The sequence below is a fragment of the Aeromicrobium chenweiae genome, from assembly GCF_003065605.1.
Lineage (GTDB): Bacteria > Actinomycetota > Actinomycetes > Propionibacteriales > Nocardioidaceae > Aeromicrobium > Aeromicrobium chenweiae.
This window is the reverse complement of record NZ_CP026952.1, coordinates 3,180,618-3,205,492: the sequence shown is the minus strand read 5'-3', so window position 1 is coordinate 3,205,492 and position 24,875 is coordinate 3,180,618. Positions and strand designations below refer to the sequence as shown.

General features: G+C 70.0%; 26 protein-coding genes. 24 read left to right on the top strand and 2 right to left on the bottom strand.

Annotated features, from left to right (window positions below):
• Positions 1-37: 37 nt before the first annotated feature.
• Both C3E78_RS15615 and C3E78_RS15610 read left to right on the top strand, forming a co-directional pair.
• A complete protein-coding gene (locus tag C3E78_RS15615) occupies positions 38-799 on the top strand; it encodes an SGNH/GDSL hydrolase family protein (protein WP_108580922.1) in 762 nt (253 codons plus the stop codon).
• A 7-nt stretch (positions 800-806) separates the two neighbouring features.
• Complete coding sequence (locus C3E78_RS15610; protein ID WP_108579967.1) at positions 807-1,235, top strand: hypothetical protein; 429 nt, start codon at positions 807-809, stop codon at positions 1,233-1,235.
• An 18-nt stretch (positions 1,236-1,253) separates the two neighbouring features.
• Here C3E78_RS15610 and C3E78_RS15605 read toward each other — a convergent pair whose 3' ends face one another.
• On the bottom strand, positions 1,254-2,507 hold the full coding sequence (locus tag C3E78_RS15605) for an isochorismate synthase (protein WP_235833660.1): 1,254 nt from the start codon (positions 2,505-2,507) through the stop codon (positions 1,254-1,256).
• A 33-nt stretch (positions 2,508-2,540) separates the two neighbouring features.
• Between C3E78_RS15605 and C3E78_RS15600 the strand changes: the two genes are divergently transcribed.
• The 16 genes from C3E78_RS15600 (at position 2,541) to C3E78_RS15525 (ending at position 19,931) form a co-directional block, all read left to right on the top strand.
• Positions 2,541-3,233, top strand: coding sequence for a demethylmenaquinone methyltransferase (locus C3E78_RS15600; RefSeq protein WP_108579965.1), 693 nt, complete (start codon positions 2,541-2,543; stop codon positions 3,231-3,233).
• A gap of 138 nt (positions 3,234-3,371) precedes the next feature.
• Positions 3,372-3,731: an NADH-quinone oxidoreductase subunit A gene (locus C3E78_RS15595; protein ID WP_108579963.1), complete on the top strand. Its 360-nt coding sequence runs from the start codon at positions 3,372-3,374 to the stop codon at positions 3,729-3,731.
• Complete coding sequence (locus C3E78_RS15590) at positions 3,722-4,276, top strand: NuoB/complex I 20 kDa subunit family protein (protein WP_108579961.1); 555 nt, start codon at positions 3,722-3,724, stop codon at positions 4,274-4,276. The genes C3E78_RS15595 and C3E78_RS15590 overlap by 10 nt, the downstream gene beginning before the upstream one ends.
• Positions 4,276-5,025 carry an NADH-quinone oxidoreductase subunit C gene (locus tag C3E78_RS15585; RefSeq protein WP_108579959.1) on the top strand — a complete coding sequence of 250 codons (750 nt, stop codon included), beginning with the start codon at positions 4,276-4,278 and terminating at the stop codon, positions 5,023-5,025. The genes C3E78_RS15590 and C3E78_RS15585 overlap by 1 nt, the downstream gene beginning before the upstream one ends.
• Entirely contained in the window at positions 5,022-6,350 is a 1,329-nt protein-coding gene (locus C3E78_RS15580) for an NADH-quinone oxidoreductase subunit D (protein ID WP_108579957.1), read from the top strand. Before C3E78_RS15585 ends, C3E78_RS15580 begins: the two co-directional genes overlap by 4 nt.
• A 126-nt stretch (positions 6,351-6,476) precedes the next feature.
• Positions 6,477-7,253: an NADH-quinone oxidoreductase subunit NuoE gene (nuoE, locus tag C3E78_RS15575; RefSeq protein ID WP_108579955.1), complete on the top strand. Its 777-nt coding sequence runs from the start codon at positions 6,477-6,479 to the stop codon at positions 7,251-7,253.
• On the top strand, positions 7,246-8,571 hold the full coding sequence (gene nuoF / locus C3E78_RS15570; RefSeq protein ID WP_108579953.1) for an NADH-quinone oxidoreductase subunit NuoF: 1,326 nt from the start codon (positions 7,246-7,248) through the stop codon (positions 8,569-8,571). The genes nuoE and nuoF overlap by 8 nt, the downstream gene beginning before the upstream one ends.
• Positions 8,568-10,967 (top strand): NADH-quinone oxidoreductase subunit G, encoded by a 2,400-nt coding sequence (locus C3E78_RS15565; RefSeq protein WP_108579951.1) that lies wholly within the window; start codon positions 8,568-8,570, stop codon positions 10,965-10,967. Before nuoF ends, C3E78_RS15565 begins: the two co-directional genes overlap by 4 nt.
• Positions 10,964-12,214, top strand: coding sequence for an NADH-quinone oxidoreductase subunit NuoH (gene nuoH / locus C3E78_RS15560; RefSeq protein ID WP_108579949.1), 1,251 nt, complete (start codon positions 10,964-10,966; stop codon positions 12,212-12,214). The genes C3E78_RS15565 and nuoH overlap by 4 nt, the downstream gene beginning before the upstream one ends.
• Positions 12,211-12,783 carry an NADH-quinone oxidoreductase subunit NuoI gene (nuoI, locus tag C3E78_RS15555; RefSeq protein ID WP_108579947.1) on the top strand — a complete coding sequence of 191 codons (573 nt, stop codon included), beginning with the start codon at positions 12,211-12,213 and terminating at the stop codon, positions 12,781-12,783. Before nuoH ends, nuoI begins: the two co-directional genes overlap by 4 nt.
• Entirely contained in the window at positions 12,780-13,568 is a 789-nt protein-coding gene (locus C3E78_RS15550) for an NADH-quinone oxidoreductase subunit J (RefSeq protein WP_108579945.1), read from the top strand. Before nuoI ends, C3E78_RS15550 begins: the two co-directional genes overlap by 4 nt.
• Positions 13,565-13,858 (top strand): NADH-quinone oxidoreductase subunit NuoK, encoded by a 294-nt coding sequence (gene nuoK, locus C3E78_RS15545; RefSeq protein WP_108579943.1) that lies wholly within the window; start codon positions 13,565-13,567, stop codon positions 13,856-13,858. Before C3E78_RS15550 ends, nuoK begins: the two co-directional genes overlap by 4 nt.
• Positions 13,859-13,869: 11 nt before the next feature.
• A complete protein-coding gene (nuoL, locus tag C3E78_RS15540) occupies positions 13,870-15,747 on the top strand; it encodes an NADH-quinone oxidoreductase subunit L (protein ID WP_108579941.1) in 1,878 nt (625 codons plus the stop codon).
• Positions 15,744-17,288, top strand: coding sequence for an NADH-quinone oxidoreductase subunit M (locus C3E78_RS15535; protein WP_108579939.1), 1,545 nt, complete (start codon positions 15,744-15,746; stop codon positions 17,286-17,288). Before nuoL ends, C3E78_RS15535 begins: the two co-directional genes overlap by 4 nt.
• Positions 17,288-18,907, top strand: coding sequence for an NADH-quinone oxidoreductase subunit NuoN (nuoN, locus tag C3E78_RS15530; RefSeq protein ID WP_108579937.1), 1,620 nt, complete (start codon positions 17,288-17,290; stop codon positions 18,905-18,907). The genes C3E78_RS15535 and nuoN overlap by 1 nt, the downstream gene beginning before the upstream one ends.
• Before the next feature lie 34 nt (positions 18,908-18,941).
• Complete coding sequence (locus tag C3E78_RS15525; protein ID WP_108579935.1) at positions 18,942-19,931, top strand: polyprenyl synthetase family protein; 990 nt, start codon at positions 18,942-18,944, stop codon at positions 19,929-19,931.
• A 3-nt stretch (positions 19,932-19,934) separates the two neighbouring features.
• On the opposite strand, the gene rarD is transcribed toward C3E78_RS15525, so the two are convergent.
• Positions 19,935-20,843 (bottom strand): EamA family transporter RarD, encoded by a 909-nt coding sequence (rarD, locus tag C3E78_RS15520; protein ID WP_199906841.1) that lies wholly within the window; start codon positions 20,841-20,843, stop codon positions 19,935-19,937.
• 45 nt (positions 20,844-20,888) lie between these two features.
• Between rarD and C3E78_RS15515 the strand changes: the two genes are divergently transcribed.
• The 6 genes from C3E78_RS15515 to C3E78_RS15490 are packed head-to-tail and all read left to right on the top strand — an operon-like array spanning position 20,889 to position 24,848.
• A complete protein-coding gene (locus C3E78_RS15515) occupies positions 20,889-21,476 on the top strand; it encodes a class I SAM-dependent methyltransferase (RefSeq protein ID WP_108579933.1) in 588 nt (195 codons plus the stop codon).
• Between the two features lie 57 nt (positions 21,477-21,533).
• Positions 21,534-22,367, top strand: a complete 834-nt coding sequence (locus C3E78_RS15510; RefSeq protein WP_108579931.1) for an SDR family oxidoreductase — start codon at positions 21,534-21,536, stop codon at positions 22,365-22,367.
• A gap of 40 nt (positions 22,368-22,407) precedes the next feature.
• Positions 22,408-22,776, top strand: coding sequence for an NADH-quinone oxidoreductase subunit A (locus C3E78_RS15505; protein ID WP_108579929.1), 369 nt, complete (start codon positions 22,408-22,410; stop codon positions 22,774-22,776).
• Positions 22,764-23,339, top strand: coding sequence for an NADH-quinone oxidoreductase subunit B (locus tag C3E78_RS15500; protein WP_328591571.1), 576 nt, complete (start codon positions 22,764-22,766; stop codon positions 23,337-23,339). Before C3E78_RS15505 ends, C3E78_RS15500 begins: the two co-directional genes overlap by 13 nt.
• On the top strand, positions 23,336-23,887 hold the full coding sequence (locus tag C3E78_RS15495) for an NADH-quinone oxidoreductase subunit C (RefSeq protein WP_108579927.1): 552 nt from the start codon (positions 23,336-23,338) through the stop codon (positions 23,885-23,887). The genes C3E78_RS15500 and C3E78_RS15495 overlap by 4 nt, the downstream gene beginning before the upstream one ends.
• Positions 23,880-24,848 (top strand): complex I subunit 1/NuoH family protein, encoded by a 969-nt coding sequence (locus C3E78_RS15490; protein ID WP_108579925.1) that lies wholly within the window; start codon positions 23,880-23,882, stop codon positions 24,846-24,848. Before C3E78_RS15495 ends, C3E78_RS15490 begins: the two co-directional genes overlap by 8 nt.
• The last annotated feature ends 27 nt before the right edge of the window (positions 24,849-24,875 follow it).

Sequence of the window (24,875 nt, the reverse complement as noted above, 5' to 3'; positions counted from 1 at the left end):
GCCGTGGCCGTCCCCGCCCGCGTCGTATCCTGAGCCCGTGACCTTTCACCGCTACGTCGCCCTCGGCGACTCGTTCACCGAAGGGGTCGGCGACGCCGACCAGACCCGTCCCAACGGCGTGCGGGGGTGGGCCGACCGGGTCGCCGCCGTGCTGGCGTACGACGACTTCGCCTACGCCAACCTCGCGATCCGCGGCCGCAAGCTGCTGCCGATCCTGGCCGAGCAGATCGAGCCGGCGCTCGAGATGCGGCCCGACCTGGTCACGATCTACGCCGGCGCCAACGACGTCCTGCGTCCCCGCGTCGACATCGACGCGCTCATGGCGGCGTACGACGTCGCGATCAGCCGGCTCACCGCCTCCGGCGCCCGCGTCGTGATGTTCACGGCGTACGACCCGGGGGGCGCCCCGGTGTTCGGCGCGCTGCGGGGCCGGTTCGCGATCTACAACGAGCTCGTCCGGGAGATCGCGGAGCGTCACGGCGCCGTGCTGGTCGACTTCTGGCGGCTGCGGGACTACCGCGACGACCGGCTGTGGGACATCGACCGCATGCACATGTCGAGCGCCGGTCACCAGCGCATGGCGATGGCCGTGCTCGACGCCCTCGGGGTCGAGCACGACCTGCAGCCGCTGGCCCTCGACGAGCGTCCGGTGCTCACCGCCCGGCAGCGTCGTGCCGCGAACCTCGAGTGGGCCACCGCGCACGCAGCGCCGTGGGTGAAGCGCCGCATCACCGGCAGGTCGTCGGGTGACAACCTGAGCCCTCGCCGGCCCACGCTCGCCCCGGTCGCGGCCGGCTGAGCCCGTCATGGTCCGTCTGCCGCGTCTCGGCCCGAAGCTGGCCGCCGTACCGACGGACCTCGACGACGACTCGATGGAGCGCCTGGAGCACTTCATCCGCATGACCGCCGACGAGAAGGTGGTCAGCACACGGCGGCTGCTCTGGCTGGCCGTGGTGTTCTCCGGCCCGTTGAAGCTCAAGGACGACAGCCGGCCGCGGTCCAGCGGGGAGACCATCGAGCTGCGGCCCCACACCGTGGTGATGACGCCGCAGCAGCTCGTGGGCGTCGCGAAGGTCAACTACTACCTGACCCAGCTGAACGAGGGCGAGAGCATCAAGCCCGCCCGGGTCTACGACGTGGGGGAGGGGCAGGGCTGGTGGCATCTCGACGGCCTCCACCGCCTGCTGGCCGCGCGCATCATGGGGCAGTCGCTGGACGCCAAGGTGTGGCGCTGACCGTCAGGCGCCGCGGTCTCAGGGGGTGAGGGCGTCCCGGACGGGGATGAGCTTGGCGTTGGACTCGGCCAGCTCATCGGCCGGCACCGAGTCCGCCACGATGCCGCAGCCGGCGAACAGCCGGACCGTCCGCCCGTCGCCCTCGACCTGGGCGGAGCGCAGCCCGATGCCCCACTCGCCGTCCCCGCGTGCATCGATCCAGCCGACCGGCCCGGCGTAGCGGCCGCGGTCGAGCAACTCGATCTCCTTGATGAGCCGCACGGCCGCGTCCTTCGGGGTGCCACCGACGGCCGCAGAGGGGTGCAGCGACGCCGCGAGGGTCAGTGCGCTGGCACCGTTCTTCATGACGCCGGTGACGTCGGTGGCCAGGTGCATGACGTTGGGCAGGTGCAGGACGAAGGGCGTCTCCGGCACGTTCATGCTCGTGCAGTGCGGGGCGAGCGCGTCGGCGACCGACCGCACGGCGTACTCGTGCTCCTCCAGGTCCTTGCTCGACCGGGCGAGGGATCCGGCGAGCGCGTTGTCCTGGGCGTCGTCGCCGGTGCGGCGGATCGTGCCGGCCAGCACCCGTGAGGTCACCAGGCCGCGCTCGAGCCGGACGAGCATCTCCGGGGTGGAGCCGAAGAAGCCGTCGACGTGGAACGTCCAGCAGCTGGGGTACTGGGCCGCGAGCCGGCTGAGCGGGGAGCGGACGTCGAGCGGCTCGTCGACCGTCGCGATCAGGTCACGGGCGAGGACGACCTTGTCCAGGTCGCCCGCGGAGATGCGCCGCACGGCCTCGGCCACGAGACCCTGCCAGGTCAGGCTGTCGACCGGACCGTCGGCGAACGCCGTCCCGCTGGGTTCGCGCGGGCTGCCCGCCCGCGCCAGTTCCGGCGGCGCGGCGATGCCCGTGCCCGCGACGGTGACCCAGGCGACGCCGTCTCGGCGGCCCACGACGACCTCCGGCACGACGAGCACGCTGCCGGGCGCCTCGTCGGTGAACGCGAAGGAGCCGAACGCGACCAGACCCGACCCCGGGACGTCGACGTCGTCGCGCACGACCGCGTGCGACGCGAGCTCACGCCACCACTGGGCGGCATCGGTGAACCGGTCGCTGCCGGACAGGCGGAGCTCCGCCGCCCGACCCCAGCCCACGAGTCCGTCACCGGCGTGGACCCACGCGAACGCGTCGTCCTCGGGAAGCAGCGAGAGGAGCTCGCCGGGGTCGGCGATCGGCGCCGATCGGACCACCAGGGGTTCGATCGCGTCGGCCAGAACGGGGTTGCTCACAGTCCATGAGCGTACTCGTGGGATGGTGGGCAGGTGAGCCGAGCCGGTCTGGACAAGGAGCCCCACGACGTCGCGAAGATGTTCGACAAGGTGGCTGAGAAGTACGACCTGACCAACGACGTGCTGTCGATGGGGCAGGACCGCCGCTGGCGCAAACGCGTCGTCGACCTCGTCGCGCCGCGGCCCGGCGAGATCATCCTCGACCTCGCCGCCGGCACCGGCACGTCGAGCCAGCCGTTCGCCGACGCGGGGGCCACCGTCGTCCCGTGCGACTTCTCGTTCGGCATGCTCGAGGTGGGCAAGCAGGCCCGCCCGGAGCTGCCCTTCACCGCGGGCGACGGCATGCTGCTGCCGTTCGGGGACGAGACCTTCGACGCCGTCACGATCTCGTTCGGCCTGCGCAACATCGTCGATCCCGTGGCGGGACTGCGCGAGCTGCTGCGCGTCACCCGCCCCGGCGGCCGGATCGTGATCTGCGAGTTCAGCACCCCCACGTGGGGACCCTTCGACGCGATCTACACCAACTACCTGATGCGGGCGCTGCCCGCCGTGGCACGCGCGGTCTCGTCGAACCCCGAGTCGTACGTCTACCTGGCCGAGTCGATCCGTGCGTGGCCGGACCAGAAGGGCCTCGCCCTGCGCATGGTCGAGGCCGGCTGGGGCCGGGTCGAGTGGCAGAACCTGTCGGGCGGCATCGTCGCGCTGCACCACTCCGTCAAGCCCTGAGGACCCCCGGTCACCGACTTAGTGTGACCTTAGTTACAACTGACATTCGCCGGGCGTAGGGTGAGACCCTGATCACGTTGTGAAGCAATTCACAAGCGCGCGATCAGGAAGATTCTCAGCTGAGCTCCGGGAGGTGTCGTGACGGCTTACACGCCGATCCTCGTGCTGGGTGGGCTCGCCGCCCTCTTCGCCGTCGGCAGTGTGGCGATCGCGCCGCTGACCGGCCCGAAGCGCTACAACCGCGCGAAGCTCGATCGCTACGAGTCGGGCATCGAGCCCAGTCCGCTGCCCGAGGGCGGCGGCAAGGTGTCGATCCGCTACTTCATCATCGCGATGCTGTTCATCATCTTCGACATCGAGATCATCTTCCTCTACCCGTTCGCCGTGGCCTTCGACTCGCTCGGCTGGTTCGGACTGATCGAGATGTTCCTGTTCATGGCGACGGTGTTCATCGCCTACGCCTACGTCTGGCGCCGTGGAGGTCTGGAATGGGACTAGAAGAGAAGCTGCCGTCGGGGGTCCTGCTCTCGACCGTCGAGGGACTGGCCGGCTACATGCGCAAGGCGTCGTTCTGGCCCGCGACGTTCGGCCTCGCGTGCTGCGCGATCGAGATGATGACGTTCGGCGCGCCGCGGTTCGACTCGGCCCGCTTCGGCATGGAGGTCTTCCGCCCCTCGCCGCGCCAGGCCGACCTGATGATCGTGGCCGGGCGCGTCAGCAACAAGATGGCGCCCGTCCTGCGACAGATCTACGACCAGATGGCCGGTCCCAAGTACGTCCTGGCGATGGGCGTCTGCGCGAGCTCGGGCGGCATGTTCAACAACTACGCGATCGTCCAGGGCGTCGACCACGTCGTCCCGGTCGACATGTACCTGCCGGGCTGCCCGCCGCGCCCCGAGATGCTGATCGACGCGATCCTCAAGCTGCACGACCAGATCCAGCACCAGAAGCTCGGTGCCCACCGTCTCGCCGAGATCAAGGACGAGGAGCGCACCGCGCTGCTCGCCACGCCGACCTCCGCGATGAAGGGCCTGATGCGCTGATGACCGATCCCAAGGGGGACCGGGACGCCCGCGACGCGGGCACCCGGACCCAGGACGGCTCGCACGAGACCCGCGACGAGCTGGTCCGTGCCGGCACGACCGAGCTCGAGGTCGTCGAGATCCGTGAGGGTGCGTTCGGGGCCCACGGCACCGGCGACACCAGTGGCTTCGGCGGGCTGACCCGCCCGGTCGTGATGCCCGGCGCGAGCCAGAAGCCGTACGGCGGCTGGTTCGACGAGGTCGCGGACCGTTTCGAGGGCGGTACCGGTCTCGGGGACGCGATCGAGAAGGTCGTCGTCGACCGCGGCGAGATCACGTTCCACGTCCGCCGCCAGCTGCTGCTGGAGGCGGTGACCCACCTGCGCAACGACCCGGTGCTCCGCTTCGAGTTCTGCTCCAGCGTCTCGGGGGTGCACTTCCCCCACGAGACCGGGCGCGAGATGCACGTGGCGTACCACCTGCTCTCGATGACCCACAACCGCCGGATCCGGCTCGAGGTCACCGCCCCCGAGGCCGATCCGCACGTCCCGAGCGTCGTCGGCATCTACCCCACGGCGGACTGGCAGGAGCGCGAGACCTGGGACATGTTCGGGATCATCTTCGACGGCCACCCGGCACTGACCCGCATCCTCATGCCGGACGACTGGCCCGGCCACCCGCAGCGCAAGGACTACCCCCTCGGAGGGATCCCGGTCGAGTACAAGGGCGGGACCGTGCCGCCCCCGGACCAGCGGAGGAACTACTCATGAGCACGACCACCGACCCGTACGCCGGCACCACCGAGTCCGCCGAGGGTCCGGTCTTCACCGTCACCGGCCAGGACTGGGACACGATCGACGCCTCGACGGTGGAGGGCGACCACCTCGTCATCAACATGGGCCCGCAGCACCCCTCGACGCACGGGGTGCTCCGCCTGATCCTGGAGATCGACGGCGAGACGGTGCGCGACGCCCGCGCCGGCATCGGCTACCTGCACACCGGCATCGAGAAGAACATGGAGTACCGCACCTGGACGCAGGGCGTGACGTTCTGCACCCGCATGGACTACGTCGCGCCGTTCTCCAACGAGGCGGCCTACGTGATGGCGGTCGAGCGCCTGCTCGGCATCGAGGCGCCGGAGAAGGCGCAGGTGATGCGCGTCCTGCTGCTCGAGCTGAACCGGATCTCGTCGCACCTGGTGTGCCTCGCGACCGGCGGCATGGAGATCGGCGCGCTGACGGTCATGACCTGCGGCTTCCGGGACCGCGAGCTGATCCTCGACCTGTTCGAGATGATCACCGGCCTGCGCATGAACCACGCGTTCTTCCGCCCCGGCGGCGTCGCGCAGGACCTCCCCGACGGGGCGATCGAGAAGCTCCGCTCGACCGTGCAGCTGCTGCGCAAGCGGCTGCCCGAGTACGCCGCGCTGTGCAACGCCAACCCGATCTTCAAGGGACGCCTCAAGGGCGTCGGCCACCTCGAGCTCGCCGGCTGCCTGGCCCTCGGCATCACGGGCCCGGCGCTGCGCGCGACCGGGTACGACTGGGACCTGCGCAAGAAGCAGCCCTACTGGGGCTACGACACGTACGACTTCGAGGTCGTCACCCGCAACGAGCCCGATGCGTACGGCCGGTTCCGCATCCGTCTCGACGAGATGTGGGAGAGCCTCAAGATCGTCGACCAGGCCATCGACCGGCTCGCCGGCATGGAGGGCATGCCGGTCATGGTCGCCGACAAGAAGATCGCGTGGCCCGCGCAGCTCAGCGTCGGCGCCGACGGCCAGGGCAACTCCGCCGAGCACATCAAGCACATCATGGGCGAGTCGATGGAAGCGCTCATCCACCACTTCAAGATCGTGACCGAGGGCTTCCGGGTGCCGGCCGGCCAGGCGTTCGCCACCATCGAGGCGCCGCGCGGCGAGATCGGCTGCCACCTGGTCTCCGACGGCGGGACGCGACCGTACCGCGCGCACTTCCGCGACCCCTCGTTCGTCAACCTGCAGGCCACCTCGGTGATGAGCGAGGGCGGCATGCTCTCGGACGTCATCGTGGCGATCGCCAGCATCGACCCGGTCATGGGGGGTGTCGACCGTTGAGCCCCCAGTCGCTGCGCTCCCTCGGCTCACCGGTCGCCTGCGCGACTCCGTCGCGCCTGCGCTTCGCGCAGACCCCTACCCTCGCTGCGCTCGGGCCGTGGTCGCGTTCGATCGAGGAGGTTCTCCATGAGTCTTTCTGACACCACTCTGGGTGAGCTGCGGGAGCTGGGGGCTCGGTATCCGCAGGCGCGCAGCGCCCTGCTGCCGATGCTGCACCTGGTCCAGTCGGCCGAGGGCAGCGTCACCAACGAGGGCATCGAGGTCTGCGCGCAGATCCTGGGCATCAGCGCCGCCGAGGTCTCGGGCGTCGCGACGTTCTACACGATGTACAAGCGGCGCCCGATGGGCGAGCACCACGTCGGCGTCTGCACCAACACGCTGTGCGCGGTGATGGGCGGCGACCTGATCTTCGAGCGGCTCAAGGGACATCTCGACGTCGGCAACGACGAGACCACCGACGACGGCTTGGTGACCCTCGAGCACATCGAGTGCAACGCTGCGTGCGACTTCGCGCCGGTCGTCACCGTGAACTGGGAGTTCTTCGACAACCAGACGCCCGAGTCCGCGGTGCAGCTCGTCGACCGGCTGCGGTCCGGTGAGACAGTCCAGGCCACGCGCGGCGCGACGATCACGAGCTGGCGGGCCGCCGAGCGGGTCATCGCCGGCTATGAGGACGGACTCGTCGACGAGGGCCCGACCGCGGCCGGGGCGTCGCTCGCCGGCCTCGAGATCGCCAGGGCCAACGGCTGGACGGCCCCTCCGCTCGATGCGTCCGCCGGGTCCGACGGCACGGCCGGGACGAAGGAAGGCGCCGCGGAGCAGGCCGACACCTCGCGCGCCGAGACCGAGACGCTCATCGAGCAATCACCCGCCGACACCGCAGAGGAGGGCAACGATGACTGACCCGCTCACACCGGTGCTCACGGCCGACTGGGACACCGACCGCGCCTGGACGCTCGACGCGTACCGCAGCGCCGGCGGCTACCAGGCGCTCGACAAGGCCCTGAAGATGGCGCCCGCCGAGGTCGTCGAGATGGTCAAGGAGTCCGGCCTCCGCGGCCGCGGCGGTGCCGGCTTCCCGACGGGCATGAAGTGGAGCTTCATCCCGCAGGACCCTGAGTCACCGGGAGGGGGAAAGCCCAAGTACCTCGTGGTCAACGCGGACGAGTCCGAGCCGGGCACCTGCAAGGACATCCCGTTCATGATGGCGACGCCGCACACCCTCATCGAGGGCGTCATCATCGCGGCCCACGCGATCAACGCCAAGCAGGCCTTCATCTACGTCCGGGGCGAGGTCCTGCACGTCATCCGCCGTCTACGTGCCGCGTGCCGCGAGGCGTACGAGGCCGGCTACCTCGGCCGGGACATCCTCGGCAGCGGGATCGACGTCGACCTGGTCATCCACGCCGGCGCGGGCGCGTACATCTGCGGCGAGGAGACGGCGCTGCTGGACTCGCTCGAGGGACGTCGCGGCCAGCCTCGCCTGCGTCCGCCCTTCCCCGCGGTCGAGGGCCTGTACGCCAGCCCGACCGTGATCAACAACGTCGAGTCGATCGCCTCGGTGCCGTCGATCATCCGGGGCGGCCACGAGTGGTTCGCCTCGATGGGCACCGAGAAGTCCAAGGGCTACGTCATCTACTCGCTGTCCGGGCACGTCAAGAAGCCCGGCCAGTACGAGGCCCCGCTCGGCATCACGCTGCGCGAGCTGATCGAGCTCGGCGGCGGGATGCGCGAGGGGAGCGAGCTGAAGTTCTGGACGCCCGGTGGCTCGTCGACACCGCTGCTGACCGCCGAGCACCTCGACATGCCGCTGGACTACGAGTCGGTCAGCGCCGCGGGGTCGATGCTCGGCACCCGCGCGCTGCAGGTGTTCGACCAGACGACCTCGGTGGTGCGGTGCGTCCTGCGCTGGACCGAGTTCTACAAGCACGAGTCCTGCGGCAAGTGCACGCCGTGCCGCGAGGGCACCTGGTGGCTCGTCCAGACACTGCAGCGTCTCGACGAGGGACAGGGCCGGCCCGGCGACATCGAGCTGCTCCTGGACCTGTGCGACAACATCCTCGGCCGCTCGTTCTGCGCCCTCGGCGACGGTGCGACGAGCCCCATCACGTCCGCCATCCAGCACTTCCGGGACGAGTTCGAGGCCGGCATGCACACGCCGTCGCGCGAGCTGTTCCCGCCGGCGGCATCGACCCTGTTCCCGCAGGAGGTGACGGCATGACCGTCCAAGAGGTCCCGACAGGCTCGGCCGGCGAGACCCCGGTCGAGCTGGTCACGCTGACGATCGACGACGTCGAGGTCAGCGTCCCCAAGGGCACGCTGGTGATCCGGGCCGCCGAGCTGATCGGCACCGAGATCCCGCGGTTCTGCGACCACCCGCTGCTCGACCCGATCGGCGCCTGCCGGCAGTGCCTGGTCGACATCACCGACGCCGGCAACGGGCGTGGCTTCCCCAAGCCGCAGGCCTCGTGCACGATCGAGGTCGCCGCGGGCATGGTCGTCAAGACGCAGGTCACGTCGCCGGTCGCCGAGAAGGCGCAGCGCGGCACGATGGAGTTCCTGCTCATCAACCACCCGCTGGACTGCCCGGTCTGCGACAAGGGCGGCGAGTGCCCCCTGCAGAACCAGGCGATGACGCACGGCCAGGGCGAGTCCCGCTTCACCGAGACCAAGCGGACGTTCCCCAAGCCGGTCAAGGTGTCCGAGCAGGTGCTGCTCGACCGCGAGCGCTGCGTCCTGTGCGCCCGCTGCACCCGGTTCTCCGAGCAGATCGCCGGTGATCCGTTCATCGCGCTGATCGAGCGGGGCGCCCGCCAGCAGGTCGGCATCTACGAGGAGGAGCCGTTCAGCTCCTACTTCTCGGGCAACACGATCCAGATCTGCCCCGTCGGGGCCCTCACCAGCGCGGACTACCGCTTCCGCTCGCGTCCGTTCGACCTCGTCTCGACCCCGTCGGTCGCCGAGCACGACGCCAGCGGGTCCGCGATCCGCGTCGACTTCCGCCGCGGCAAGGTCATGCGCCGCCTCGCGGGCGACGATCCCGAGGTCAACGAGGAGTGGATCACCGACAAGGACCGCTTCGCGTTCACGTACGCCACGCAGGGCGACCGGCTCACGACGCCGCTCGTCCGCGGCGCGGACGGGGAGCTCGAGCCGGCGTCGTGGCCCGCGGCCCTGGCGATCGCCGCCCGCGGCCTGCAGGCCGCCGTCGGCCGCGTGGGCGTGCTGCCCGGTGGCCGGCTGACCGCGGAGGACGCCTTCGCGTACAGCAAGTTCGCCCGGACCGTCCTCGGTACCAACGACATCGACTTCCGCGCCCGGGCCCACTCCGCCGAGGAAGCCGCCTTCCTCGCGTCGCACGTCGCGGCCACGCAGCTGGTCGTCCGGTTCGCGGACCTCGAACGGGCGTCCACGGTCGTCCTGGTCGGCTTCGAGCCCGAGGACGAGAACGGCAGCGTGTTCCTGCGGCTGCGCAAGGGGGCCCGCGCCCACGGCGTCAAGGTCGTCTCGATCGCGAGCCACACGACGCGAGGGCTCGCGAAGATGTCCGGCGAGCTCATCCGCACGGTCCCCGGCGACGAGCCCGCGGCCCTCGCGGCGCTCGACCTGCCCGAGGGAGCGATCATCCTCGCCGGCGAGCGCCTCGCCTCGGTGCCCGGCGGCTTCTCCGCCGCGGTCGCCGCGGCCGGACGCACCGGCGCACGCCTGGCGTGGATCCCTCGCCGCGCGGGCGACCGCGGCGCGGTGGAGACCGGTTGCCTGCCCAACCTGCTGCCCGGAGGGCGCCCGCTCGAGGACGCCGAGGCGCGCACCGACCTCGCCGTCGCGTGGGGGGTCCCCACGGTCCCCGCCGCGACCGGACGGGACCTGACGCAGATGCTCGCCGACGCGCAGAGCGGCGCGGTCCGCGCACTCCTGGTCGGGGGCGTCGAGATCGACGACCTGCCCGACCCGGCCGCGGCCCGCGCGGGACTCGCCGCCGCGGACTTCGTGGTGAGCCTGGAGGTCCGGCACAGCGACGTGACGGCCGTGGCCGACGTCGTGCTGCCGGTCGCCCCGATGGTGGAGCGCCCCGGCATGTTCGTGAACTGGGAGGGCCGCGTCCGTCCGTTCGACGCGGTCCTGCACGAGCCGGGCTCGCTGACCGACATCCGGGTGCTGGCCGGCATCGCCGAGGAGATGGGCCGGCCCCTGGGGTTCCGGACGGTCTCGGCCGCCCGACAGGCCATGACCGAGCTCGGGCCCTGGGACGGCACCCGCGCCGCTGCTCCCACCGTGGAGCCGACCCGGTCGGCGGCCGACCGGCGCACCGTCGTGCTCGACACGTGGCGACTGCTCGTCGACGACGCACGCGGTCAGGACGGCCAGGAGAAGTTCAAGGCGACCGCGCGGCCACCCGTGCTGCGGGCGAGCGAGGCCACCCTCAAGGCCTTCGACGTCGAACCGGGCGAGCCGGCGACACTGTCCACCCCGGTCGGCAGCGTCACCTTCCCGACCCAGGTCGCGGACCTCCCCGACGGTGTCGTCTGGGCGCCGTCGAACTCCGGTGTGAGCCTGCGCGCCGCACTCGGTGCGGGCTACACCGACCGGGTCACGCTGAGCGGAGTCACGTCATGAGCGACCTGTTCGGGAACGAGCCGTTCTGGGTGATCGCGCTCAAGTCGGTGCTCATCTTCGTCTTCCTGCTGCTCTACACGCTGTTCAACATCTGGTTCGAGCGCCGGGTCGTGGCCAAGATGCAGCACCGCATCGGCCCCAACGTCAACGGCCCGTTCGGCCTGCTGCAGAGCCTCGCCGACGGCGTCAAGCTCGCGCTCAAGGAGGACATCGTCGTCAAGTCGGCCGACAAGGTCGTCTACATCCTGGCGCCGATCCTCGCCACGATCCCCGCGTTCCTGGCCTGGGCGGTCATCCCGTTCGGTCCCGAGGTGACGATCCCGTTCACCGACACCAAGACGGTGCTGCAGCTCACCGACCTCCCTGTGGCGGTCCTGTACGTCCTGGCGGTCACGTCGATCGGCGTCTACGGCATCGTGCTCGCCGGCTGGGCGTCCGGCTCGATCTACGCACTGCTCGGCGGCCTGCGCTCGAGCGCCCAGGTCATCTCCTACGAGGTGGCGATGGGCCTGTCGTTCGTCTCGGTGTTCATGTACGCCGGCTCGATGTCCACCTCGGAGATCGTCGCTGCCCAGGACGACCTCTGGTACTTCATCCCGCTCTTCCCGTCCTTCGTCATCTACTGCATCGCGATGGTCGGTGAGACCAACCGTGCACCGTTCGACCTCCCGGAGGCCGAGGGCGAGCTGGTCGGTGGCTTCCACACCGAGTACTCGTCGCTGAAGTTCGCCCTGTTCTTCCTCGCCGAGTACGTCAACATGGTCACGGTCTCCGCACTGGCGACGACCCTGTTCCTCGGCGGCTGGCGCGCACCGTTCGGCATCGGGCAGATCAACGACGGCTACTTCAACACCGGCTACTGGCCGCTGCTGTGGTTCTTCGGCAAGACACTGTTCTTCATCTTCTTGTTCGTCTGGCTGCGGGGCACCCTGCCGCGCATGCGCTACGACCAGTTCATGAACTTCGGCTGGAAGATCCTCATCCCGGTCTCGCTGGCGTGGATCGTCGCGGTCGCGTTCATCCGCAAGCTCAAGAGCGAGGACATGCTCGACCAGCGCACCCTGCTGATCGTCGCCGCCGTCGCGGGCGTGGTCATCGTCCTGTCGATGTTCATCCCCGAGGGCAAGCCCGACCCCGAGCCGGAGCCCGAGGAGTGGGACGCCTTCGCCGGCGGCTACCCCGTCCCGCCCATGCCCGGCCAGGACACCGACACCACCGCGGCTCCGACCGAGAGGACCTCGTCATGAGCTCACCGATCAAAGAGACGCTCTGGGACCCGATCGCCGGCTTCGGCGTGACGTTCCGGACCATGTTCAAGAAGACGGTCACCGAGCAGTACCCGTTCGAGAAGGTGCCCACCGCACCGCGCTTCCACGGTCGCCACCAGCTCAACCGCTGGCCGGACGGGCTGGAGAAGTGCATCGGCTGCGAGCTGTGCGCCTGGGCGTGCCCGGCGGACGCGATCTACGTCGAGGGCGCCTCGAACACCGAGGGCGACCGGCACAGCCCCGGCGAGCGGTACGGGCGCGTCTACCAGATCAACTACCTGCGCTGCATCCTCTGCGGGCTGTGCATCGAGGCGTGCCCGACCCGGGCGCTCACGATGACCAACGAGTACGAGCTGGCCGACAACAACCGTGAGGCGCTCATCTACGAGAAGAACGACCTGCTCGCCCCGCTGCTGCCGGGCATGGTCGAGCCGCCGCACGAGATGATGATCAGCGACGACCAGCACGACTACTACCGTGGCAAGACGCTGCCGATCGTCGAGGTCTCGACGGGCTCGGCCGGCGAGAACGGGGAGGCCACGGCGTGACCACCTTCTGGTTGCTGGCGCCGATCATGGTGATCGCCGCGCTGGGGCTGCTGTTCGCCCGCAAGGCCGTGCACGCGGCGCTCGCGCTGGCGGTCGTGATGATCAGCCTCGCGGTCCTGTACGCCGCCCAGGGTGCACCGTTCCTGTTCGCGGTGCAGATCATCGTCTACACCGGCGCGATCATGATGCTGTTCCTGTTCGTCCTCATGCTGGTGGGCGTCGAGACGTCCGAGGCCATCCGCGAGACGATCTCCGGCCAGCGCGCCGCCGCGATCCTCATCGGTCTGCTCTTCGGCGTGACCGCCGTCCTGGCGATCGGGCAGACCGTGACCGGCGCGGTCGTGGGGCTCGACTCGGCCAATGCGAACGGCAACCCGTACGGCCTGGCGAAGCTCTTGTTCGGCAAGTACGTCGTGGCCTTCGAGTTCACCAGCGCCCTGCTCATCACCGCCGCGCTCGGCGCGATGGTGCTGGCCCACAAGGAGCGCCTGACCAAGCGCCACACCCAGGCCGACATCGCGGCCCGCCGCATGCGCGAGTACGCCGAGTCCGGCCGGCACCCCGGCAACGCCCCGACGCCCGGCGTGTTCGCACGGCACAACGCGGTCGACACCCCGGCGCTGCTCCCGGACGGCACACCGGTGGAGTCCTCGGTCTCCCCGACGATCGCCGAGCGTGGCCAGATCCGCAGCGGCTTCGAGGACAACGTGGCCCGGACGGCCGAGCAGCTCGAGCACGAGGACGACCCCGACTCCTCCGCTCCCGGGATGGGAGGACCGAAGTGAACGAGTACATCACCTTGTCGCTGATCCTCTTCACGATCGGCGCGGTCGGCGTCCTCATCCGGCGCAACGCGATCATCGTGTTCATGTGCATCGAGCTCATGCTCAACGCCACGAACCTCGCCTTCGTGACCTTCTCGCGCCAGCACGGCAACCTCGACGGCCAGGTGGCCGCCTTCTTCGTGATGGTCGTCGCCGCCGCCGAGGTCGTCGTCGGGCTGTCCATCATCGTGTCCATCTACCGCGCGCGCCGCACGACCTCGGTCGACGACGCGAGCCTGCTGAAGTCGTAGGGGGAGCACGCATGTTCGATCTTCAGTGGCTGCTCATTGCCATTCCACTGGCCAGCAGCGCCGTGCTCCTGGTCTGGGGCAAGGAGTCCGACCGGTTCGGCCACCTCATCGGGACCGCGGCATCGGCCGCGTCCTTCCTGCTCGGTGTCGTGCTCTTCGCGTCCCTGCTGGGCAAGGACGCCGACGACCGCTCGCAGTCCACGTCCCTGTTCACCTGGATCGACACGGGGACGTTCCACGTCGAGATGGGCTTCACGTTCGACCAGCTCTCGGGCCTGTTCGTCCTGCTGATCACCGGCGTGGGCACGCTGATCCACATCTACTCGATCGGCTACATGGAGCACGACCTGCGACGCCGCCGGTTCTTCGCGTACCTCAATCTCTTCATCGCGGCGATGCTCACGCTCGTGCTCGCCAGCGACTACCTGGTGCTGTTCCTCGGCTGGGAGGGCGTGGGCCTCGCCTCGTACCTGCTCATCGGCTTCTGGCAGCACAAGCCGTCCGCGGCCGCCGCGGCCAAGAAGGCGTTCGTGGTCAACCGCGTGGGTGACATCGGCATGGCGCTGGCGATCATGCTGATGTTCGCCCAGTTCGGCACGACGGCGATCCACGCGGTCAACGCCGCCGCGCCGGGTGCCGGGGACGGGGTCGCGACCGCCCTCGGTCTCCTGCTCCTGCTCGGCGCGTGCGGCAAGTCCGCGCAGGTGCCGCTGCAGAGCTGGCTGCTCGACGCGATGGAGGGCCCCACCCCCGTCTCGGCCCTGATCCACGCGGCGACCATGGTCACCGCCGGCGTCTACCTGGTGGTCCGCAGCGGGGGAGTGTTCGACTCCTCCGAGGTGGCACGCACCGCGGTGATGATCGTCGGCCTGGTCACCCTGCTCGCAGGCGCCTGGATCGGCTGCGCCAAGGACGACATCAAGAAGGCGCTCGCTGGCTCCACCATGAGCCAGATCGGCTACATGATGCTCGCGGCAGGCCTCGGCCCGGCCGGGTACGCCTTCGCGATCTTCCACCTCATCACGCACGGCTTCTTCAAGGCCAACATGTTCCTCGGCGCCGGCTCGGTCATGCACGGCATGGACGACGACGTCGACATGCGGCACTACGGCGCCCTGCGCAAGGCCATGCCGATCACGTTCGCGACGTTCGCGCTCGGCTACCTCGCGATCATCGGCTTCCCGGGGTTCTCGGGCTTCTGGTCCAAGGACAAGATCATCGAGACCGCGTTCGGCGAGAACTTCTGGGTCGGCCTGGGCGCGCTGCTCGGCGCCGGCGTCACGGCGTTCTACATGACGCGACTCATGATGATGACCTTCTTCGGCGACAAGCGCTGGAAGGACGACATCCACCCGCACGAGTCGCCACGGGTCATGACCTTCCCGCTCATCGCCCTCGGCGCCCTGTCGCTGCTCGGTGGCCTGCTGCTGCTCGGCGACTGGATCGTCGACTGGCTGGAGCCGGTCGTCGGGCACGGTGAGCACCACGAGCTCGCGATCCCCGCGATCGCGCTGACCGCGATCATCACGCTGGTCGCGGCGTCCGGCGTCGCGCTGGGCTTCCTGACGTACGGGCGCCGGCCCATCGCGGCCGAGGCCCCACCCGATCGCGAGGTGTCGGTCCTCACCCGCGCGGGCCGCCACGAGCTCTACGGCAACGAGGTCAACGACGCGGTCGTCGTCCGGCCGACCCGCTACCTCACCCGGTTCCTGGTCTGGTTCGACGGTCGGGGCATCGACGGCTTCGTCACCGGCCTGGCCGACCGGCTGGGCGACACCTCGCAGTTCCTGCGCAAGCCGCAGACCGGCTACGTCCGTTCCTATGCCCTCACGATGTTCGGCGGCGTCGCCGTCCTCGTCCTGTGCCTCCTGGCGGTGACCCTCGCATGATCCTGACGATCCTCGCCGCGACCCCGATCGCGGGAGCGCTGATCCTTGCGTTCCTGCCGCGTGAGTCCGGCTCGCAGCTGCGGGCCAAGACCATCGCGCTCGGCATCTCGCTGATCACCCTCGCGCTGGCGCTGGTCGCCCTCGCGAGGTTCGACCCCGACTCCGGCGGCTACCAGCTGACCAGCACCCACGAGTGGATCGGTGCCTTCGGCGTCCACTACGCGGTGGGCGTCAACGGCATCGGCATCACGCTGATCCTGCTGACCACGGTGCTGACCCCGATCGTCCTGCTGGCGGCCCTCGGCGACCGCCTGCCCGACCCCCGCAGCACCAACGCGTACCTCGCCTGGATGCTCGCGGTCGAGGGCCTCGCGATCGGTGCGTTCTCCGCCACGGACGCGTTCTTGTTCTACGTCCTGTTCGAGGCGACGCTGATCCCGCTGTACTTCCTCATCGGCTCGTTCGGCGGCCCCCACCGCTCGTACGCCGCGGTGAAGTTCCTGATCTACAACCTCGTCGGCGGCCTGCTGATGCTGGCCTCGATCGTGGGCCTGTACGTCGTCAGCTCGCGCCAGGGCGACGCGTCGTACCTGCTGGCTGACCTGCAGGGCCTGGACTACGGCCAGACGACCGAACGGCTGCTGTTCCTGGGCTTCATGGCCGCGTTCGCGATCAAGGCGCCGCTGTTCCCGCTGCACACCTGGCTGCCCGACGCGGCCGGTCAGGCCACGCCGGGCACCTCGGTGCTGATGGTCAGCGTGGTCGACAAGATCGGCACGTTCGGCATGATCATCTGGTGCGTCGGGCTGTTCCCCGAGGCCGCGGACTGGGCCAGCCCGGTGATCATCGTCCTCGCCGTCATCAGCATCATCTACGGCGCGCTGCTCGCAATCGGCCAGGAGGACATCCGCCGCCTCATCGCCTTCACGTCGGTGTCGCACTTCGGCTTCATCATCCTCGGCATCTTCGCCTTCACCACGACCTCGATGGCCGGCGCGACGCTCTACATGTTCAACCACGGTCTCTCGACCGCGGCGCTGTTCCTCGTCACCGGCATCATGATCGCCCGCCGCGGATCGGCGCGCATCGGCGACTTCGGCGGCGTGCAGAAGATCGCCCCGATCCTGTCCGGCGTCCTGCTCGTCGCCGGCCTGTCGAGCCTGTCACTGCCGGGCCTGGCGCCGTTCGTGTCGGAGTTCCTGGTCCTGGCCGGCACGTTCACCCGCTCGATCCCCGCGGCCGCCGTCGCGACGCTCGGCATCGTGCTCGCGGCGCTCTACATCCTGATCATGTACCAGCGCACGATGACCGGGCCGCTGCAACCGGGCGCCGAGGGCGTCACCGACCTGGAGCCCCGCGAGATCGCGGCCCTGACGCCGGCGATCGTGCTGATCGTCGCCCTGGGCTTCTTCCCGCAGCCGATGCTCAACGCGATCTCACCTGCCATCGACACGGTCATGAGCCACGTCGGCAAGGGTGACCCGGCACCGAGGACACCTGCGCCCATCGAAGCATCCACGGACGAGGAAGGAGGCCACTGATGCGGAACCTCATCACCGCGACGGACCTGCCCCCGATCTCGTCGCCCGACATCGAGTACGCCCTGCTGGGACCGCTGTTCATCATCGCCGGCACGGCCGTCCTGGGCGTCCTGGTCGAGTCCTTCTGGCCCCGCGCGTCCCGCTTCCGGACACAGGTCGTGCTGGCGGTCGTCGGCATCGTCGCGGCGCTCGCCGACACGGTCTGGGTCTACACCGACCTCGACACCGTCGACGCCGATCTCGTCGCCCGCGGCAAGATCGCCGCCGAGGGTGCCCTGTCGATCGACGGTCCCGGCGTCTTCGCCTGGGGCATCCTGCTGGTCTTCGGGCTGCTGAGCATGCTGCTGTTCGCCGAGCGCCGGCTCGAGGGCGGGCTCAGCGCGTTCACGGGTCGTGCCGCGGACGCCCCCGGCTCGGCCGCCGAGGCCGAGGCGGTCAAGCTGAAGGTCGAGCACACCGAGGTCTTCCCGCTGGCGCTGTTCGCCCTGGTGGGCATGATGCTGTTCGCGACGTCGAACGACCTGCTGACCATGTTCGTGGCGCTCGAGGTGCTGTCGCTGCCGCTGTACCTCTTGTGCGGGCTGGCCCGCCGTCGTCGGCTGCTCAGCCAGGAGGCCGCGCTCAAGTACTTCCTGCTCGGCGCGTTCTCGTCGGTGTTCTTCCTCTACGGCATCGCCCTGGCGTACGGCTACGCCGGCAGCTTCGACCTGTCCGCGATCGACACCGCGGTGTCCGCGCGTGACGGCGACGAGAACATGCTCCTGGCCGCGACCGCCCTCATCGCGGTCGGCCTGCTGTTCAAGATCGGCGCGGCTCCGTTCCACACCTGGACGCCCGACGTCTACCAGGGCGCCCCGACGCCGGTCACCGCCTTCATGGCTGCCGGCACCAAGGCCGCGGCGTTCCTCGCCCTCCTGCGCGTCTTCTTCGTGGCCTTCGGCGGCTCGCAGTGGGACTGGCGTCCGACGATCGTGGCGATCGCGATCATCACGATGTTCCTCGGTGCGGTCGTGTCGATCTCGCAGACCGACGTCAAGCGCATGCTGGCGTACTCGTCGATCGCCCACGCGGGGTTCCTGCTGGTCGGCTTCGTCGGTGCCTACGCGGGCGTCGCCTCGTCCGACCGGATCACGTCGGTGTCGAGCGTGCTGTTCTACCTCGCGGTGTACGGCGTCTCGTCGATCGGCGCGTTCGCGGTCGTGACGCTCGTGCGTGACTCCGGCGGCGAGACGACGCACCTGTCCAAGTGGGCCGGGCTCGGGCGGACGTCGCCGTGGCTCGCGGGCTCGTTCGCGCTGTTCATGCTGTCGTTCGCCGGCATCCCGCTCACCGGAGGCTTCATCGGCAAGTGGGCGGTGTTCAGCGCCGCGTACGCCGGCGGGTTCTGGTGGCTGGTCGTGATCGGTGTGCTGGTGAGCGCCCTGGCCGCGTACTTCTACGTCCGGGTCATCGTGCTCATGTTCTTCACCGACCCGGTCGGAGACGGCCCCACGGTGGCCGTTCCGAGCGCGCTGACGAGCGCCGTGATCATCGTGGCTACGGTGGCGACGGTGGGACTCGGTATCATTCCGGGACCGGTGCTGGATCTTGCGCAGCATGCGGGCGCCTTCGTGCGTTGACCACTTCGCGGGACTGTTGTGCTAGGAGCTTCGCGTGTCCACTCTGGGTGTCTCGTTCACCGACACCGCCCTGGAAGCCCGTGTGCTCGCGGGCGTCGAGGAGGTCGAACGACAGCTTGCGGCCGCGGTCGACAGCCCCGACCGGCTGGTCGCCGAGGCGGCCACGCACCTGCTGAACGCCGGTGGCAAGCGCTTCCGTCCGCTGCTGGTGATGCTGGCTGCCGAGTTCGGTGACCCGGTCGCGGCGGACGTGGCCCGCTCCGCGGTGGTCGTCGAGCTGACCCACCTCGCGACGCTGTACCACGACGACGTGATGGACGAGGCCGACGTGCGGCGGGGTGCCCCGAGCGCGAACTCCCGCTGGGGCAACTCGGTCGCGATCCTCGTCGGGGACTACCTGTTCGCGCAGGCGTCCGACCTGGTCTCCGACCTGGGGACGGACGCCGTCCGCATCCAGGCACGCACGTTCTCGCGACTGGTCCAGGGCCAGATCCGCGAGACGATCGGCCCCGCTGACGACGAGGACGCACTGGGCCACTACCTCGCGGTCGTCGCGGACAAGACCGGGTCCCTCATCGCCACCGCGGCACTGTTCGGCTCGAAGATGGCCGGCGCGCCGACCGACGTCCAGGAGACGCTGACCGAGTTCGGCGAGCGCATCGGTGCGGCGTTCCAGCTCGCGGACGACATCATCGACGTGGCCAGCGAGACCGGCGACTCGGGCAAGACGCCGGGCACCGACCTCCGCGAGGGGGTCCCCACCCTGCCCACGCTCATCGCGCTGCGCTCGACCGATCCCGGGAGCGAGCGCCTGCGGACGCTCCTCGGCCGGCCCCTCACCGACGACGCCGAGCACGCCGAGGCGCTCGCGCTGCTGCGCGACCACCCGGCGATGGCGGAGGCCCGCTCGTACGTGCGCGCCGAGGCGGACGCCGCCGGCGTCCTGCTCGCCAAGCTGCCCGACTCGTCGGCCCGCTCGGCGCTGCAGGAGCTCTGCGACACCGTGGTGACCCGCGTCGGCTGAGGCCTACAGCGCGGCGGACTCCGCGGTGTGGTGCAGCGTCCGGCGCCTGCTGAGGACCGCGTCGGCGGTGAACACCACGAGCGCCGTCCAGACCAGGACGAAGCCGACCCACCGCGCACCGGTCATGTCCTCGTCGAAGATCGTCAGGCCGGCGATGAACTGGATGATGGGGCCGAGGTACTGCAGCAGGCCGATCGTCGTCAGCGACAGCCGCGTGGCCGCCGCGCCGAAGAGCAGGAGCGGGATCGCGGTGACGACACCGGTGCCGACGAGGAGGGCGACGTTGCCCGCGCCCTCGTGGCCGAAGGCCAGGTCTCCCCGCACCTGCAGGAAGACGAGGAAGGCCAGCGCGACGGGGAACAGGATCGCCGTCTCCATGCCGAGGCCCTCGAACGCGCCGAGGTCCGCCTTCTTCTTCAAGAACCCGTAGGCCGCGAAGGAGAAGGCCACGAGGAGCGCGACCCAGGGCAGGCGGCCGTAGTCCACGGTCAGGACCACGACGGCGATGGTGCCGATCGCGACGGCCACCCACTGCGCCGGACGCATCGTCTCCTTCAGCACGAAGACGCCGAGCATCACCGTCACGAGGGGGTTGATGAAGTAGCCGAGCGACGTCTCGATGACGTGCCCGTTGGTGACGCCGTAGATGAAGCCACCCCAGTTGCCGGCGATGACCACGGAGGCCGCGGCCAGGATCAGCATCATCCGCCGGTCGTGCGCGATCGCCAGGAAGGTGCGCCACTTGCCCATCGCGGTGATCGCCACGAGGACGAACACCATCGACCACACGAAGCGGTGCGCGAGGATCTCCAGCGATCCCGCGGGCTCGAGCAGTGGCCAGTAGAGGGGGAAGAACCCCCAGCAGAGATACGCGGCGACGCCGAAGGCGGCACCGCGCTGAGTGTCGTTCACCAGCCGAGGGTACGCCCGCAGGGGGCCGTGGGCGACGATGAAGGCATGACCGATCGCCCCCGCTGGTTCACCGACACCAAGGACGGCCACTCCGAGTGGTACGTCGAGCGCTTCCGGACCATGGCCGCAGAGGGTGCCGACCTGGCCGGCGAGGCCCGGCTGATCGACGCGGCTGCGGCCCCCGGATCCCGCATCCTGGATGCCGGGTGTGGTCCCGGACGGGTCGGCGCCGAGCTGTACGCCCGTGGACACACGGTCGTCGGCGTCGACGCCGATCCGGTCCTCGTCGCCGCCGCCGACCAGGACCATCCCGGTCCGCGCTGGGTCGTCGCCGACCTCGCGACGCTGGCGCTGGACGAGGAGCCGTTCGACCTGGCGGTCATGGCCGGCAACGTCATGGTGTTCGTCGCACCGGACTCCGAGCGGTCCGTCCTGTCCTCGGTGCGCGCCGCCGTGCGTCCCGGCGGCCGGGTCGTCGTCGGCTTCGCGACCGACCGTGAGTACGCGCTGGAGGCGTTCGACGCCGACGTCGCGGCGGCCGGGCTCGTGCACGAGCAGCGGTTCGCGACGTGGGACCTCGTGCCGTGGACCGAGGACGCCGACTTCGCCGTGACGTTCTTGCGGGTGCCGTGAGCCTCACATCCGTCTCCAGTTGTGCTGGAGCGCGCTCCAGGTCGTAACGTCGGGTCCATGACCTCACCCAAGACCTGGTTCATCACTGGTGCCTCCCGCGGCTTCGGCCGGGAGTGGGCCATCGCCGCACTCGAGCGCGGCGACAAGGTCGCTGCCACGGCACGCGACACCTCCACCCTCGACGACCTCGTCGAGCGGTTCGGGGACGCGATCCTCCCGCTGCAGCTCGACGTCACCGACCACGACGCGGACTTCGCCGCGGTCGCGCAGGCGCACGAGCACTTCGGCCGCCTCGACGTCGTCATCAACAACGCCGGCTACGGCCACTTCGGCTTCGTCGAGGAGCTGACCGAGGCAGAGGCCCGTGCCCAGATCGAGACGAACCTGTTCGGCGCCCTCTGGGTCACCCAGGCGGCGCTGCCGTTCCTGCGGGAGCAGGGGAGCGGGCACATCATCCAGGTCTCGTCGATCGGCGGCATCTCGGCGTTCCCGCTCGTCGGCATCTACCACGCATCGAAGTGGGGCCTCGAGGGCTTCTCGCAGGCGCTGGCCCAGGAGGTCGCGGACTTCGGCATCCACGTCACGCTCGTGGAGCCCGGTGGCTTCTCCACCGACTGGAGCGGCGACTCGGCCTCGCACTCCGAGCAGAACCCGGCGTACGAGGCGTTCCGCGAGAAGACCATGCAGGGCCGCGCCACCCGCAACGCCAAGCCCGGCGACCCCAAGGCGTCCGCCGCCGCGATCCTCGAGATCGTCGACGCGCAGGAGCCGCCGCTGCGGGTCTTCTTCGGCACCGCGCCGCTGGGCATCGCGAAGGCGGACTACGAGAAGCGCATCGAGACCTGGGAGAAGTGGAACCACGTCTCCGAGCTCGCCCAGGGCGAGGAGTAGCCTGCAGCCGCCCGGGGGCCGAACGGCCTAGAGTGGTGGCATGCGCGCCTACCTGGACGACTACGCCGCAGTCGGTGTGATCATCCTCGTCGGCATCGTGCTCGCGACCGCGATGCTGGGAGTCAACCGGCTCCTGCGTCCGCGGGTCGCGCAGCGGGACAAGACGATGACGTACGAGTCGGGCGTCGACCCCGTCGGCGAGGGCTGGTCGCAGTCGACCGTCCGCTACTACGTGTACGCGTTCCTCTACGTGATCTTCGCGGTGGACGCGGTCTTCCTCTTCCCGTGGGCGGTCGTCCTGGAGGACATCGGCCGGGCTGCCGCGGCCGAGATGGCGATCTTCGTCGGCATCCTGGTCGTCGGCCTCGCGTACGCCTGGCGCAAGGGGGTGCTGTCGTGGACCCCGTGAACCTCCCGATGCCCACCGTCGCCGCGCCCGGCCTCGGCATCGGCTCGCAGATCGCCCCGAAGCCCGCGCGCTACCTGCTCAACTGGGGCCGCAAGTACTCCCTGTGGGTCTTCAACTTCGGTCTCGCCTGCTGCGCCATCGAGTTCATCGCGACCTCGATGTCGCGCCACGACTTCATCCGGCTCGGCGTCATCCCGTTCGCCCCGGGTCCCCGGCAGGCCGACCTCATGGTCGTCTCGGGCACCGTCACGGACAAGATGGCGCCGGCCATCAAGCGCCTGTACGACCAGATGCCCGAGCCCAAGTACGTCATCAGCTTCGGCTCGTGCGCCAACTCCGGCGGGCCCTACTGGGACTCGTACTGCGTCACGAAGGGCGTCGACCAGATCATCCCGGTGGACGTGTACGTCCCCGGCTGCCCGCCCCGGCCCGAGGCCCTGCTCAACGGCATCGTCACGCTGCAGGAGAAGATCGCCGGCGAGGACCTCTCGCAGCGCTACACCCGGTCGACCACGTCGTTGCTGAGCCCGCGGGTCCCGGCTCCGCCGGTGGTCGATCAGTGACGATCGAGCTCAATGCCTTCGGCCCTCCGCACCGCGTCGTGGAGACCGGCGCCTGGCACGACGCCGTCGCGGGCCTGAAGCAGGACGGCTACACCTTCTTCGACTGGCTCTCCGCGGTCGACGAGCTGCCCGACGGGTTCCGGCTCGTGGTCCACCTCGCGCGGGTCCCGACCTTCGGCGAGGGCGCGCACCCCTTGGACCACCTGCTCCTCGTGACGTACCTCGACCGCGAGGAGCCGACGGTCGCCTCGGTCGCGGACGTGTTCGCCGGCGCCTCGTGGCACGAGCGCGAGACCCACGAGATGTTCGGCATCACCTTCCTGACCGCCGACGCCGAGCCGGCCAGCACCGCGCCCCTGCTGCTGCCGGACGGCTTCGAGGGGCACCCGCTGCGCAAGGAGTTCGTCCTCGCGTCCCGCGTCGCGAAGCCGTGGCCGGGCGCCAAGGAGCCCGGGGAGAGCGCCGCGGACTCCACGCGCAGGCGGAGCCGCCGGCGGGTCAAGCCTCCGGGCGTGCCGGAGCCGGGGGAGTGGGGGCCACGTGAGTGAGCTCCTCGACGCCGTCCTGCGCTGCCTGCTCGTGCTGGGAGCGTTCCTGACGTTGCCGCTGCTGGTGGGGCAGATGGAGCACAAGGCGATGGCGCACATGCAGAGCCGCGTCGGCCCGATGGCGGCCGGCGGCTTCCACGGCTGGGCCCAGCTCGTGGCGGACGGCATCAAGTTCGCCCAGAAGGAGAGCATCACGCCGGCCGCCGCCGACCGTCGCGTGTTCGAGCTGGCCCCGGCGGTGGCGCTCGTGCCGTACCTCGTGGCGCTGCTGGCCATCCCGCTCGGCCCGTTCTTCGGCCAGGGCAACCTGATCGGCCAGGACCTCGACCTGGGGCTGTTCTTCGTCCTCGCCGCGATGAGCGTGGGCGTGCTGGGCACCCTGATGGGCGGTCTCGGCAGCGGCAACAAGTACTCCTATCTCGGCGCCCTGCGGGTGGCCGCCCAGCTCATGTCGTACGAGCTGCCGATGGTGCTGGCGGCGGCGAGCGTCGCGATGGCGGCCGGGACGCTGTCGCTGATCGGCATCGCGGACGCCTGGGAGCCGTGGTGGCTCCTGCTGCAGCTGCCGGGTCTCGTGGTCTTCTTCGTCGCGGGGCTCGCCGAGCTGCAACGTCCGCCGTTCGACGCACCGGTGGCCGACGCGGAGCTCGTGATGGGTCCGTTGACGGAGTACGGCGGCATGCGGTTCGCGATGTTCCTGCTCGCCGAGTACGCCGGCATCGTCGTGCTGGCAGCTCTGACGACCGTGCTGTTCCTGGGCGGCTGGGCCGGTCCGTGGTCGGACCAGCTCGGCTGGATCTGGACCCTCCTCAAGGTCGTCGCCGTCTCGTTCCTCGTGATCTGGGCCCGTGTGGCGTACCCGCGCCTGCGCGAGGACCAGGTCAACGTCCTCGCCTGGAAGGTGCTGGTGCCGGTGGCCCTCGCGCAGATCACGCTCACGACCGTGGTGGTGGTCGCATGACCGGCCGGTTCTGGGGCGGCGGACTGC